This is a genomic window from Cohnella cellulosilytica, from assembly GCF_042431195.1.
GTDB lineage: Bacteria > Bacillota > Bacilli > Paenibacillales > Paenibacillaceae > Cohnella > Cohnella cellulosilytica.
This window is the reverse complement of sequence record NZ_JBHMDN010000069.1, coordinates 211,773-226,370: the sequence shown is the minus strand read 5'-3', so window position 1 is coordinate 226,370 and position 14,598 is coordinate 211,773. Positions and strand designations below refer to the sequence as shown.

General features: G+C 55.5%; 11 protein-coding genes. All 11 read right to left on the bottom strand.

From position 1 onward, the window contains the following. Nucleotides 1-4: 4 nt before the first annotated feature. Complete coding sequence (locus tag ACFFT4_RS31275) at nt 5-2,701, bottom strand: cadherin-like beta sandwich domain-containing protein (RefSeq protein WP_378053044.1); 2,697 nt, start codon at nt 2,699-2,701, stop codon at nt 5-7. 184 nt (nt 2,702-2,885) lie between these two features. Further along, nucleotides 2,886-5,489 carry a winged helix-turn-helix domain-containing protein gene (locus ACFFT4_RS31270; protein WP_378053043.1) on the bottom strand — a complete coding sequence of 868 codons (2,604 nt, stop codon included), beginning with the start codon at nt 5,487-5,489 and terminating at the stop codon, nt 2,886-2,888. Nucleotides 5,490-5,642: 153 nt separating this feature from the next. Then, nucleotides 5,643-7,025, bottom strand: a complete 1,383-nt coding sequence (locus ACFFT4_RS31265; RefSeq protein WP_378053083.1) for an FAD-binding oxidoreductase — start codon at nt 7,023-7,025, stop codon at nt 5,643-5,645. 244 nt (nt 7,026-7,269) lie between these two features. Beyond that, entirely contained in the window at nt 7,270-8,040 is a 771-nt protein-coding gene (locus tag ACFFT4_RS31260) for an ABC transporter permease (protein ID WP_378053042.1), read from the bottom strand. Further along, a complete protein-coding gene (locus ACFFT4_RS31255; RefSeq protein ID WP_378053041.1) occupies nt 8,041-8,799 on the bottom strand; it encodes an ABC transporter ATP-binding protein in 759 nt (252 codons plus the stop codon). A 4-nt stretch (nt 8,800-8,803) separates the two neighbouring features. After that, nucleotides 8,804-9,166 (bottom strand): DUF1048 domain-containing protein, encoded by a 363-nt coding sequence (locus ACFFT4_RS31250; RefSeq protein WP_378053040.1) that lies wholly within the window; start codon nt 9,164-9,166, stop codon nt 8,804-8,806. A gap of 11 nt (nt 9,167-9,177) precedes the next feature. After that, nucleotides 9,178-9,525, bottom strand: coding sequence for a DUF1048 domain-containing protein (locus ACFFT4_RS31245; protein WP_378053039.1), 348 nt, complete (start codon nt 9,523-9,525; stop codon nt 9,178-9,180). A gap of 2 nt (nt 9,526-9,527) precedes the next feature. Beyond that, nucleotides 9,528-9,830: a PadR family transcriptional regulator gene (locus ACFFT4_RS31240; protein ID WP_378053081.1), complete on the bottom strand. Its 303-nt coding sequence runs from the start codon at nt 9,828-9,830 to the stop codon at nt 9,528-9,530. Nucleotides 9,831-10,037: 207 nt separating this feature from the next. Beyond that, nucleotides 10,038-11,120, bottom strand: a complete 1,083-nt coding sequence (locus ACFFT4_RS31235; RefSeq protein WP_378053038.1) for an SIS domain-containing protein — start codon at nt 11,118-11,120, stop codon at nt 10,038-10,040. Nucleotides 11,121-11,181: 61 nt separating this feature from the next. Then, nucleotides 11,182-13,581 carry a glycoside hydrolase family 9 protein gene (locus ACFFT4_RS31230; RefSeq protein ID WP_378053037.1) on the bottom strand — a complete coding sequence of 800 codons (2,400 nt, stop codon included), beginning with the start codon at nt 13,579-13,581 and terminating at the stop codon, nt 11,182-11,184. A gap of 22 nt (nt 13,582-13,603) precedes the next feature. Next, nucleotides 13,604-14,560: an ROK family protein gene (locus ACFFT4_RS31225; RefSeq protein WP_378053036.1), complete on the bottom strand. Its 957-nt coding sequence runs from the start codon at nt 14,558-14,560 to the stop codon at nt 13,604-13,606. Nucleotides 14,561-14,598 lie beyond the last annotated feature (38 nt).

The window sequence follows — 14,598 nt, the reverse complement described above, 5'->3', positions numbered from 1 at the left end:
CTCCTTAATCTCCCCATTGAAGATCGACGTTGCGGCAGACAGTCAGCATACGAAGAATCATGGCGACCGCCTGTTCGCGCGTCGCGTGGGCGCCCGGATTAAACTTGCCGTCGCCTCCGCCCTTCACCACTTCGACGCCAGCCAGCAGTTCGATCCATTGACGCGCCCAACTGCCGGTCGTATCCGTGAAAGAGACATTGCCGGCAGGCTCGTCGAAAACCATGAGCCGGGCCAGAATGGCCGAAATCTCGGCCCGGGAAATCGGCCTATTCGGCTTGAAAGCCCCGTCGCCCATGCCCTCAATGACGCCCGCAGCGGTCAAAGCGCGAATGGCCGGTTCCGCCCAGTGACCCTTCGTATCGGAAAATGTTGTGCTCACGCCGTTTGCCGCGCTTGCCGTATCGAGATGCAGCGCGTTCGCTGCCATTGCCGCGAACTCGGCGCGCGTAATCGAATCGCCGCCATGGAAGCTCCCGTCGGTTCTCCCTTGAACGATGCCCAACCGCTGGGCGGCCCGGATCGCTTCGAAGCTCCAGCTATTCGCCTTCACGTCGCCGAACGGCTTGTACGCGGCCGTTTGAAGCGCGGCCAACGAAGCTTCTCTTACCTTCGACGCGTCCGCGATCTTCTCGTTCAACAACGCCCCCCGAGAGACAGGCGGCGGGACATCGCCGCTCGCTCTCGTTACGGTAATCGTGTACGTCTTCGTCGTGCCGTCCTCGGCAGTAACCGTAACCGCGATCGGATTGTCCCCTATGCTCAGAACGATCTCCCCGGATGCCGCATCGCCCGGCACAGCCGTACCGCTCACCTTGACCGCTGCATAACGGTCGCTTGTTATCGACGTTAGGGTAATGCGGCTCACGTTGTACGCTACGTTTGCCGTATAGCTCGTCGTGTCGGATGCAAACGCCGGGTTCAAGCTGCCGCCGGACAGCGTCAACCCGCTTAGGCGCGCGTCGCTGCTCCTGCTGATACCGCCCCCGCCTCCGCCAACCGGCGCTGCTGCTTCTCTCGTCACCGTCACGGTATACTCGTCCCTCGTCGCGCCATCCTGCGCCGTCACCACGATCGGGATCGCATTCGCTCCCACGTTCAAGTTGATTGCACCGGACGGCGCTCCGCTTGCCACGCCCACGCCATTTACCGTCACCGTCGCGTTGCTCTCGCTCGTCGTCGGCGCAACCGTTATGCTGCTCACGCCGTTTGCCACGCTGGCCGCATATCCCGTCGTGCCCGATGCAAACGCCGGGCTCAGACTGCCGCTCGACAGCGCCAAGCCGCTCAAGCTTGCATCGCTGCTCGGATCTCTCGTTACCGTCAGTGTATACGTCTTCGTCGTGCCGTCGTACGCCGTTACGACGATCGGAATCGTGTTATCCCCCACGCCCAGGTTGATGGATCCGGATGACGTGCCGCTGGTCGCTGCCGTACCGCCAACTGTCACGGATGCATCCGCGTAGCTCAACGTCGGCCTTACCGTTAAGCTGTACACGCTGTTCTGTACGCTTGCCGCATAGCTTGTCTCGTTCGATGCGAAGGTCGGATTCAGGGTGCCGCCGGACAACGTCAAGCCGCTCAAGTCGGCATCGTCGGACGGATCGATTCTGCTAATGAAGTTGACTTGTGAAATGTACACGTTATTGTCGCCGTCAACCGCTACGCCGAATGGATAGCATAATGCAACCTCCGCTGCTGTTCCTTCGTTGACCGCACAATCTGCGGTACCCGTACCTGCGATTATCGTAAGGATACCCGTAGATTGATTCACTCTGTAAACACGATAATTATCTAGATCTGCGATAATCAGATTGCCGCTTCTATCGATAGCCAATCCCATTGGCGAGAACATAAGCGCCTCGGTTGCCAATCCCCCTGCGCCAGAATCGCCAAAATCGCCCGTTCCCGCTACCGTGCTGATGATCTCCGACCTATGATCGACTTTTCGAACGCGATGGCTATATGTGTCCCCGATATACAAATTGTCGTTGCCATCGATCGCCAACCCGTACGGAAGATTCAATTGAGCCGTGGTCGCAGGCATCCCGTCGCCGGAATAGCCAAAGGATCCATTGCCTGCTACCGTGTCGATTTCTCCTGTTGCCTTATCGATCCTCCGAACCCGGTGATTTCCGCCATCGATAAAGTACAGATTGTCACTGCTGTCAAACGCTAAATCGACAGGGTCCCACACCTCGGCCAACAATGCCGGTCCTCCATCGCCGGAGAAGCCAAACGCTCCAGTGCCTGCAATCGTCGAAATTTTACCTTCCGAGTCTACTTTCCGAATGCGACCGTTACTCGAATCCGCAATGTATAACGTATCTTTGCTGTCGAACGCAACCGCATAAGGTCGATTGATTTGGGCATCTACCGCATATCCGCCGTCTCCCGAAAATCCGGCAACTCCCGTTCCTGCTACCGTGCTGATCTTCCCCGACGACTTCTCCACCTTTCGAATTCTGCTCGCCTCAATGTCGGCAATGTACAGATTGCCGACACTGTCGACGGCTATATTCATTGCCGACATAATCTCGGCATCCGTTGCCGCGCCGCCGTCTCCGGAATCCCCGTAATTCCCCGTCCCTGCCACCGTAACGAGCAGGCCGCCGCCAGCCGCGTAAGCCTGTCCGCCGGACAGTGCCGGCAAGCCTGTCGTCACCAGCAAAGAAGCCAATATTAAGGCCGTAACACGTCTCATTCCACGCACGCCCGTCCCCCCTATTCAACTATGCCATCGCCAATTTTAAAGAATAAGCGACAAGAGCACATCTATAGAAAGTTATAGAAATGCAAATAAACCCGCCTATTGTCGAAGCGAGTCAACTGCCGCCGCATTAAAAAAAAGGCACAGCTCTCCGACGGGAGACTCCGTGCCTTGTCGCCTAGTTCAACAGGAGAAGCTCACGCGCCTTCTTGATCGCCTGCACTCGCGTACGGACGTCCAGCTTCTCATAGATATGGTTGGCGTGACTTTTTACCGTTCCCTCCGTAATATCCAGATCCTGCGCGATCTGCTTGTTGGACATCCCTTCGGCCATAAGACGGACGATCTCCATCTGGCGGTTCGTCAGCCGTTCGATCTGCGGCTTCCTGGCGCGGCGTGCCTCTGCCCGAACCGGTACCGCCGATTGATGCCGAGACAGCTGGAGAGCCTGAAGCAGGCTAACGGCATAGTCCGGCGGAACAGAGGCCGCGGACCTTAAACGGTCGTCTTGGCGCGCGCTCAAGTATGCGGTAAGGATCTCCGCCATGACTGGACCTTCGTCCACAAAGCTGCGAACGAACCTCTGCGGCCACGCCAAACGCAAAGCGGTCTCCAGCAAACCGATCGCCTTATTCTTTTGCCCGCCGCGATATTGCGTCACGCTTTGCAAAATGAGCATCTTGATTCGCTCCCGAAGACGATCCTCTTTCCAGAACAGCTGCTGCAGCCGTTCCGACAAAGACAGCGCTTCGTCCATCCGTCCGCAGGCAGCCAGCACTCTGGCCAGAGCCGCATATTCGGCCGCTTCGTTCAGCGGGATCTCATCCGTCGGGGTCATGCCGCATCGTTCCAGCCACTCCGCTGCCGCCGGCAGGGATCCCTGTCGTACGGCCAAGCAAGCCTGCTCCGCTTCAATTTTTCGCAGAAAGACCGCGTAATCCGGAGATTCGATCTGTACCTTCAACCGCTCCAGCAGCTCTGCCGCTTGTACCGGATGGCCCAGTGCCTGCTGAATTCGCGAAGCGCTAACGTTAATCTGCAGCATGCTCCTCGTGTTGGGCGGCGCATCCTGGGGGCGAAGGACCTGATCGATACAACGCTCGGCTTCCTCCAGCCGATTCCATTCATAGAGCAGCTTGCTGTAAGAAGCTTGAATTCGGCCGGCAAACGGATGCGTTCTTCTGTCCCCCCACCGGGTGATCCATTTCAACAGAAATACGGAGGCGCCATGATAGTCGTTAATAAACGTCAAATGGTCCTCGAATTCATCGTAGCCGTTATAACGATTGTCCCCGATCGTTTGCAAGAAGCTGCCTTCCGGCGCATACTGGTCGACCAGCTCGAAGTAGTCCGATACCTGGGTCAGATCTTTCTTGAAATAACTCGAAGTTGCGCACAGGTAGCAGATATTGCCCATGACGTTCTTCCATTCCGCGTCATCCATCGTCCCTTGCAGCGCGTCGTAGCGAAGCTTGGCCCGCTCTATTTTCTCCGAGGCTTTGTCCCATTGCCGGATTCCGATCAGAAGGAGCAGATAGAACATTTCAACCATGGGTCGCTTCGAGATGACGCTCTCCGGCAGTTGCAGAATCCATCTGCTTAGCGCGGCAAACTTCTTTTTCAAAAAGGCTTGAAGGTTGTTCTCGATGACCCGGACGACATCCTCGTACTGCTTCCCTTCCAAATAATGCTCGGCTGCTTCTTCTTCAAATCCGTGGCTTTCCAGCCAACGGGCGGCTTGGACATGCGTTCGCGCCCATTGTCCGGGATTGGTTCGAATAAACATTCGTCGCAAAAAATCGGACATTAAATGATGATAACGGTACCAGTTCCGTTGATCGTCCAGAGGGGTTATGAATAAATTCCACTGTTCCAATCGCTCCAGCTGCTCCTGGGCGTTCGCTTGGCCTGTGGCAGCTTCGCACAAGGAATGATTCATGCGGGTTAATATGGAGGTTTGGAGCATAAAAGCGCGGGTGGACTCCGGTAAATGAAGGTATACCTCTTCCAGCAAATAATCGGAGATATGAGTTTGATGGCCGCTGAATTGCCGGATGGATTCCGCAATATTATCGCTTCGCTTCAGGGAGAGTGCCGCGAGCTGCAGACCGCTGATCCAGCCTTCCGTCTGATGGTACAGCTCTGCGAACTGCTCTCTGGACAACGATAAACCCGCGGTCTTCCGGAAGAAAGCATGCCCTTCCTCCGGATGAAAACGTAAATCCTGAATCCTAATCTGCCGCATTTCTCCCTTGGCCATAAGCCTGGCAGTCGGGATAGGCAGATCGGTACGGCTGGCGATATATAAATGAATCTGAGGGGGTAAGCGGTCCACGAAATAACTCAACGACCTCTGGATTTCGGGAAGCTCAATGCAATGAAAGTCGTCCAACACGATCGCGAGCTCGCCTGGCAGCTGATTCAACTCGTTCAGCATAGCCGTGACCGCAGGCTCCGAAGATGCGAAAGACGCCGACGGTCCGTTCGCCAGCAGCGGCAAAACCGTCTGCGCGAAGCCGGGAGCTTGCTCCTGAATGGAAGAGGTCACATAGGTCCAGAACGCGATCCACTCGTCGTCCTGCTTATCCAGGGACACCCAGGCGACAGCAACTCCGCTCTGCCTGGCCCATTCGCTTAGCGCCGTCGTCTTCCCATAGCCGGCCGACGCGGAGATCAAGATCAGCTTCGCTTCGAGCCCCTCGTCCAGCTTGCGCATCAACCTCGGCCGCGGCACCGAATCATGGCGTTTGTGCGGGATGTACAGTTTCGTCTTCACAATCACCTGAAATCCCTCCAGGATCGATTCCAAAATGAACAAAGATGATGATCCTGCGGTAATCCAACGTCCTATAAATAGAATTCGGCAAAATTCTTTGAAATCCTCCGCTGTTCCGCTCCCGACAATTCTTGGCCCCACTATAGAGGGGTGTGCGGACTACCGTTTCCTCGCCCGGTTGCCCACCGGAATGCTCTGGGAGAACCGAAACACATTATGCGGATCGTACTTTCGTTTCACCTGCTTTAATCTGCCGAAGTTCGCCCCATAATACGCCTTGGGCCAGTTCTTGATCTGCAAATCGGGAAAGTTCACATAATCCCCCTTAACGAAGGGGCGCAACGCTCTGCGAAACCTTTTCACCCACCGAGTATTCCTCTGCTGCTCCCCGTTGTTCCTCCAGCGGGCCGACAGTTCGTAGATGGTCTCGGCCTTCCGATGAGGATAGGCCGTTGCCGTCGATGCTACTCGACTCACCGCGCTTCCCGCGCCGCCCAGGCTTTGACTCCACACGGTAGAATGTCTATTGGGCGCTTTGGCTAAAAAGTCGCGTATGATCCGTACTCCCTTGCGAGGCAAAGGTTTATACCCGTAAGCTCCGGTTATTTTAAACTTCGGTTCCAGATTCAGGTCCGATTCGGCGAAAAAACGGGTCGCTTCGATAAAAGGCACCGTCTTCACCCTCACCTGTATCGGAGTGCCTGCCCGCAAGAGCGGTCCAATCAATCGACGCAGCTCCCCCGCGCCGCCCAGCAATTGCCCGGTAGAGACAATCGTCCCCACCTGCTTGGCAGACACTTCAATGGTTGAAGTCAAGCGGTTGGTGACAGACGGAGCCCAGCGCTGCCAAGCCGGCAGCACCTTCTCAAGATCGCGCCATTTCCACGTGATGCTGTAGATTGAAACCGTTGAGATCGGTCTGACCCGAAAAGTATAGGCCGTTGCAATGCCAAAGTTTCCTCCCCCGCCGCCTCGCGATGCCCACAGCAGGTCGGAATGTTTTTTCCCGTTGGCTACGATCGTCTTTGCGCCATACCGCCCCGAAGCTACGACCATCTTCACTTGTTTCAGGTTATCGCACGTAAGTCCGTATTTGCGGGACAGAAGTCCGATCCCGCCTCCCAAGGTTAGCCCTGCTACACCCACGTCGGGCGCAGTCCCGGCCGGAAGCGCCAGACGCTTATTCCACAGCTTTCTGTACACGCGGGCAAGCGGATTTCCCGTCTGTACAACGGCCACCCTGTTTTTGCGATCGACCTTAACCTTGTTCATCTCGCTTACATCGATAATGATACCGCCGTTTACAGTCGAGAAGCCCTCATAGCTATGCCGCCCGCTGCGCATTCGCAGCCGCACGCCCCGCTCGCGAGCCCATTTGACGGCGTTGATCACATCCTGGGTCCTCCTGCAAAAGACAATGACCCTCGGGAACTTCGAAAAGCGCCTGTTATACTCCATTCTGGCCGCGTTGTATGACGGATTGTCCGGGAATACGATCCTCCCGGTTAATCGTGTGTCTGTCTTTTTCCGGCTTTGCGCCATCCGCTCTCCACCGTCCCCGTTCATGGAATAAGCCTTTCTCATCATCAGCTTATTTCTATGTAGGGACACTTGACCCAGCAACGGCGGATGCCTTGTTTGTATCGTAGAAATAGCTGCTTAACACAGGGCCAGCGAAATGTTCAAGACTGCTGATCGGTTTGTATTCCGAATCGAAGCGTCTGCTCCCGGTTCTCTTATTCCCAGTAGAACATCGCTTCGCTGCGAGATTTAATGTCTGGAAACGTTAAGTTGTTGTCCGTTTGTACGCGCGCATTGCGAAGGTATAAGCTGCGAGCGTAATTCCGAGGCACCAAGCCATCGCGATCCAAATATCGCTGCCCACAGGCTGACCTGACAGGAGCGCACGGATCGCTTCCACAATGGAGGTCACCGGTTGGTTATCGGCAAAAGCGCGAACGACCTTCGGCATCGAATCGGTCGGCACAAAGGCCGAGCTGATAAACGGCAGGAAGATAAGCGGATAGGAAAATGCGCTTGCACCTTCCACCGATTTCCCGGTCAATCCGGCAATCGCCGCGACCCACGTCAAAGCCAGAGTATACAGCAGGAGTATACCGACTACGGCTAACCATGGCAGGACCCCTGCCGACGAGCGAAAGCCCATAATGAGCGCTGCCAGAAGGATGACGACAAGAGAAATGGCGTTGGATACCAGCGAGGTCAGCACATGCCCCCACAGCACGGCGGAACGTGCAATCGGCATTGTGTGAAACCGCTCAATGATGCCCCTCTGCTTATCCAAAAACAGGCGGTAAGCCGTATAAGATATCCCGCTGGCAATCGCAATCAGCAGAATACCGGGCAACAAGTAGTTCACATAGTTATCCGTACCGGTTTGGATTGAGCCGCCAAACACATAGACAAACAGCAGCAGCATCGCAATCGGAATGACGCAGACCGTGATGATGGTGTCCATGCTGCGGAAAATATGACGCATGGAACGCCCAAGCATCACGCCCATGTCGCTAAAAAAACGACTCTTTGCCGTCTCCATTTACATGGCCTCCTTTCTGCCGATAATAGCGAGGAAAATTTCTTCCAATGAAGGTTGTTTTTCCACATACTCCACCTTCGCGGGCGGGAACAGCTTTTTCAGTTCCTGAAGCGTGCCGTTGGCAATAATCCTGCCTCCATGCAAAATGGCAATTCGATCGGCCAGTTGTTCAGCCTCCTCTAGATACTGAGTGGTCAGGAATACCGTTGTCCCACCGTTGGCAAGCTCTTTAACCATCTTCCAGGTCTCCATGCGCGCCTCGGGGTCAAGCCCGGTGGTCGGCTCGTCGAGGAAAATAAGCGGCGGTTTCCCGATCAGGCTCATGGCAATGTCGAGCCTGCGGCGCATGCCGCCCGAATAGGCGGCCGCCTTGCGGTCGGAGGCGTCGTCCAAGCCGAAGCGGTTCAGCAAATCATCCGCGACATGACGCGGGTTTGCAAGGTGTCGCAGCTTGGCGATCAGGATCAGATTCTCCCGCCCGGTCAATATCTCGTCCACGGCGGCAAATTGCCCGGTCAGGCTAATCGTATGCCGCACAAGGTCGGGTTTTGACGCGACGTCAAATCCGTTTACAACGGCGGTGCCTCCGTCCTGCTTGAGCAGCGTGGCAAGGATTCTGACAATCGTCGTCTTGCCCGCGCCGTTGGAGCCCAGCAGGGCGAAAATCTCGCCTCGCTTCACTTCAAAATCGACGCCCTTCAAGACATCTGTGTCCTTGAAAGACTTTTGCAGCCCTTTTACTTGAATCGCTTTTTCCATCCCGTCATCCCCCTTTCTGCTTTTTTTTATTCGTCACCTTTTTCACTGCCTTGTTCACTTCCTGATTCACGGATTCTTGATAGCTGTCCGCGTACGTTTTTGAATCTCTGATGAGTTCGTCGCAAAAAAACGCTACGTCGGTTCCCGTTACATCGAGCACGCCTTTCCCCAAAGCCGCGCCCTCTTCGAAAAGATCGACAATCCCCGACAACAAACCCGTACCGTCCGTTAATTCAACAGGACCGACTTTAAAGAAATATTTCTGAATCTCTTTATAAACAATCTGATAATCCTGCGGGAGCGCTTTGACACGCGCTGCGTGTGCCCGCCACTCTTTTTTGCCTTCGATGATATCCCGTATTTTCATTTCATCCCCTCCTATCTGCCTAATTTTTTGGCGATATTGTGGTTGAGCTGCTCGCGCCACCTGTCGCGAACGGACTTGGCTCCTTCTTCGCCGGCCAGCGCCGAACAAAAGCCTTTGATGTCGTCGCCCAGAACCTCTTGAACACTCTGACCGTCAGCCGCCGCTTCTTCGAGCAGACCAAGCACGCCGTCGAGAATGGGCATAAGATTGCGACCGGTGAAATCCGAGTAGGACCAAAGATTCGCATTGACTTTCTCCCATGCCGCTTGATAATCAGCCGGCAGCTTTTGGGCTCGAGATTCAAAAGCCCTCATTTCTTTAGTCATGTCGCTGCCGGTGATTTTTTCCCAAAAGTTCATGATTATTCCCCCTTTAACTCGTTAATTTTTGAGGATACGAACTCCCACTTTTCCCAGAACCTCCGCAGCTCCTCGCGCCCCGCGTCGTTGATCGCGAAAAATTTTCGCGGCGGTCCCATATCCGAAGGCTTCTTCGTCGTCTCTACCAGCTTGTTTTTTTCAAGCCGGATCAGGATGGTGTATACCGTTCCCTCCACAACATCCGTGAAGCCGAGAGCGTTCAGCCGCCGCGTAATTTCGTAGCCGTAGGTTTCTTCGCGGCTTATAATTTCAAGGACGCAGCCCTCAAGCACCCCTTTGAGCATTTCCGTTAGGTTCTCCAGCACAATCACTCCTCACTATTCCGTATGACAGGTATGCAGTATCACTTATTACCACTATAAAGTATCACGCAGTAGCCGATTTGTCAATGGCGCTTGCTCTGGCACGGACTTTTCCCATTTTCCCATTAAGATAAAAATACAAAAAAACGGCATCGCTGCCGTTTAAAGATTCAAAAGGACATTCCACTCTTACGCATAGTCGCCCGGCTGAGTCTTGCTCTTCATCGCTACCCCGAAGTCGGTATAAATCCGCTGGGTCAGGTCGATTCCTCTTGCTCCCGCAACGTGATGGGCCAGAATCTGGAACGGAATAATCAGTAGGAACGGAGCCATGAACTCGTCCAGCTCCACCTCCAGACCGATCGTACGGTCGTTCTCCGCTTTACCCAATGTGATGGTATAGTTGTAGTCGGTAATCCGGCTCTCATACGCGATCAGCAGTTCCATTCGTTCCTTGACCGGACTTTCCGTCTCCACGAAGAAGATGCGGTGCTCCGGATTGACCTCCAGATATGGCCCATGCATGAAGGCCTCCAGATCGATCCCCTGCGACGGCATTCGAACCGTCTCTGAGAATTTGGTTTCGAATTCCTTCACCGTTCCGACGGTAGGGCCGTAACCGACAGCGGAAAATCTCGGCGCGCTCGCCAGATTGTCCTTGTGCCGCTCGAAGAAGGCTTCTGTTTTGGCGATCGTTTGCGGGATGGCGGCCGCTGCAGCGCGGAATTGAGCGAGATGGGACTGCTCCTCCCGCTCCGTCAGCGTTTTTTTCGTAGCAGCTGTCTTCAGGCCGGTGAGCATCAGCGTCAATACGGTAGAGATAAACCCCTTGGTCACGTAGCCGACTCTTTCCTTGCCGCAGCCGATATCGAGCGTCAAGTCGGCCGCTTCGGAAATGGCCGTCGTCACGTCGCTCGTAAAGGCGACCGTTTTAAGGCCGGTCTGCTTGCGAATCCGATTCAGGGCGCCGATCGTCGAAGTGCTCTGGCCGCTTTGCGAAATGCCGATGACCAGATCGCAGTGCGGGCTGATTTTATCGTAGTGCGTAAAATTGAACGGCTCTTTGACGTCAATCCGCACGTCCGCCACTTTCTCGATATAATACTTGGCGCTCAGCGCGGCATTGATGCTTGAACCGGTCGCCAAAATCAACCATTCCGTCTTGTCCGTCGCCAGCTCCGCAAAGGCGGTCACATTGCCCGGATAGCTGCCGAGAATGCCTTCCGCGACCGCCTGCTCTTCTTGAATATAGGTCATCATTGTCGGTTTCATCGATTGTTCCTCCCTGACCGGCAGTCGCGCTGCCGGTCACCCTTGTCGCATTAGGGTCGGATCAAGCCCCGCCCTGCTCGTCGTATTCATACAGGTCGGAAAGCAAAGACAGCCATTTGCCTGCAAGACCGACCCATACTTCCTTGTAGGTGGCGTTGTTCATTTGCGGCCAGTAGGGGACATCTTCGTTCTCGAAGGTTTGCACGCCTACCGGGATTTCGCCTACGATTTCTCCGCTGAGCACGCTGTACTGCTGGGCGAAGTGATAGCCTTCGCCGTACATCAGCGACTGACCGAACGGATTTTTGCCGACGACCCACTGCAGCTGGCTCTCGGCAATCGAGATCAGCTCCCGATCCCCAAGCAGCATGCCTGCGAGGGACGCGGCCTTTCCTGTGGACAGGACAATCGCCGTGTTGCCCCTGAACGAGAACCAGACCGGGAACCGCTTCAAGTAATAGTCGTCGTTCAGACGGACGCCCTGCTTCAGTTGCTCCGTATACAACGCTTTGGCCTCCTCCCCGACCAACAAATGCTGGAGATCGAAGCTTTCGCGGTCCTCATTCTCGTCCGCACGGTAGATACCGCTTGAAAGCATCGGATACGGCGCCGTGAAGGCGGTCAGAAACTTGATGTATTCCCCGTAGCTTCGGACGGATTCCATCCAGCGATCACACTTGGCATGCCCGGGCTGCGTCTTCAGAATTTCGCTGAAAGCCTGCAAGTATATATGCTCTCTGGCCTGGTGGTTGAAATGCTGGACGACCTTCTTCTCCGGCGTTCGGTAGAAGAAGCCGGCCACGGTCCTGCCGTCGTCGGTTCGAATGCCGGCAAGCTCTTGCGAATCGATCACATAGTCCAGATATTCGACTGCCTTGCCTGCATAGGAAGCCTCGCCCGTCAGCCGATATTGGAGCGACGCCGACCAGGAAGCCGTCGCCATGAACAAGCTTTCCGAGCTCATGTAGGTGTGCTCCCAGAAGATCGGCTTCGGCGCAAAACCTCTGAGCTCGAACTCCTCAACCGCATAGTGGAAATCCTGCACCGCGCAGGCCGCTAGTTTAGCCTTGAGTAAATCCTCCTCCTCCATGAACAGGGCGATCTGCGCTTCGATGCCGGAGAGGATAAAGTTTTCATACGGATTATTGTGCACTCGGGCTGTCATATCATCCATATTGCCCATGATGCCGTCCGACCAGATGCGGATGCCCGCGCTTGTAGCCCGGTAGCCGTCGCCGAATCGGGTCTTCAGAATGAAGTCCACCCCCCATTCTCCCTCTTCGACAAGACGAAGGTACAGCGGATAGTTGCTCTCCTTCACCTGATGGGCCATCTCGTAGAGGGCGCTTGCCACCTCCGCCGTCTGCACCAGCTGCTGGGAGACATCGCCCGCATCGTGCCAGCCGCCGTTGAAAATAATCGTCCCGCCGTTATGCCGGGCGAGAATATCCTCATGGCAGCTGCCGTGAATGCCGTGCACCGGACAGCCGCAGCGCTCGCAATAGATAAAGTTGATCGATTTCCAGATCGAATCTTCCCACCGGTCCGCCGCGCCGCCAATCTCGAAAGGTTTCGTCAGCAGCTCGCCCACCCGGACGATATACGTCCCTTCCTCCTTAAACGCGGAAAAATCCACGACGGAGAAGCTGCCGATCGAGGTGCTTACAGGATGAACGGGACCGGTGAACTTCTCCTCTCCCGTCTCAAGCTCGATAACGGAGAAAGACGACGTCTGCCGCTCCGCCAAAATCATCGTTTTAGGCTGCTCCGCGCTGTAGCCGTTATGGGAGAAAATAATATCCTTGCTTCTGGGCTGCCATCCCTTCGAAATGTTCGGATACGCCACTTTTTCCAGGAAGACGTTGCGAATGCGATATTCCATCGTGTCGCCGGTCGCACGGTCTTTGCCGTACATGTCATAGCCAAATTCCAGCTCGGTAATCCCGTCCCGCGGCAGATCCGGAATTTCCATCGAGCAGACGTTCCACTGACGGTTTTTCAGATTGATGACATTGGAGCCTTCGCGGTGATAAATATCGGGAATTTTGATCGTGCCGTCGTTTTTAATGCCGACTTTAATATGCGGATTCGACATGCCGCTGCAATCCGGGTAAATTTCGAAGGAGATCCGGTTGAACCTCTCCCAGTTCTCATGATCGAACGTCCGATAGACGCCCACATGCCCGTAAGTGCTGTAATCTCCGTCACTGGGCGAGCCTTCCGGCCATGCCTCCATAACAAACGGAGAAGTCAGCTGCAGCTGACCGTCTTCAAGCACGCTGGACGCCCCGAGTCCGCGGTGCATCCACCGATCGCCGCCCGCAGCCGGATCGAGAATGACGACTCTGTCCAAAACTTCCTTCTTCAAGCTGTCCGCTTCCAACGACGCGCTCTCGTCCACCTTCAGCGGTCTGTGAATCCAATTCGAGCGTTCAAGCTCGCGCGCTATTTTCGATGCCATGATTCCGTTATCCCCCTCCCTTTTAAACCTCCGGCTTGGACATCGCTCGTATCGCCAGCCAGGCGGCGCCCTTCAAGCCGATAAAGTCCTCGTCGATCGCCGTCTTCTTCACACCGTTAATCACGAAACGCATCGTCTTCGTCTGCAGCCGGGGCTGCAGCTTATCCATAAACCAGCTCCCGCTAACCACGCCGCCGCCAAGCACGACAGTGTCCGGATCGGAGAAGCGGACCATATTCATAATCGTTTCCGCTACGGCCTGCAGCGCGGTATCCACAACCTCGATGCAGAGCGGATCGCCGCGATCGTAGCCTGCAAAAATCTCTTCCACGCCCACGCGGCCTTCATTCGGGATGACAAGGGACGAATCGGGATAGGACGGCTTCAGCGCAACGATCCGATTGTGCATCCCGAGCCCGGAGGCCAGCGGCTCCACGCAGCCCTTTCTTCCGCATACGCATTGAACGTCGCTGTTGTAATCTACGACATGATGCCCAACCTCGCCCGCATTGAAATGCCCGCCGATAATCGGCTCGCCGTTGACGACGCAGCGGGCGGCAATCCCCGTGCCGATATTCATATAAATAAAATTGTCCGAATAAGTGCCGCAGCCCCATTGCTGCTCCGCGAGCGTTGCGCAGTAGACATCGTTGCCAATCGTACACGGCAGCGCGAACCGCTCGCCGATCTTCCGGGCGAGCTCGATCGGCCGGCTTCGGGAAGGATCGATCTCGAGCCAGACGCCCTCGCTCGTATTGACCCGTCCGACTACGCCGATCCCGATCGCCGCCGCCTCGCGCCGCAGTCCCACATCCCGGATATAATCTCCGAGGCATGCCGCCAACGTCTCGAATGCTTGCTCTTGCGATACGACCGTCGATTCATAAACCTTGCTTCCGAGCACCTCGCCGTCCGGCGAAACCTCCCCGATCAAGATTTTGGTCCCTCCCAAATCAACGGCCAGTACAGACTTCTCCATCGTGGTTCCTCCTGATAGCACTTGCTTATGTGGCGCAG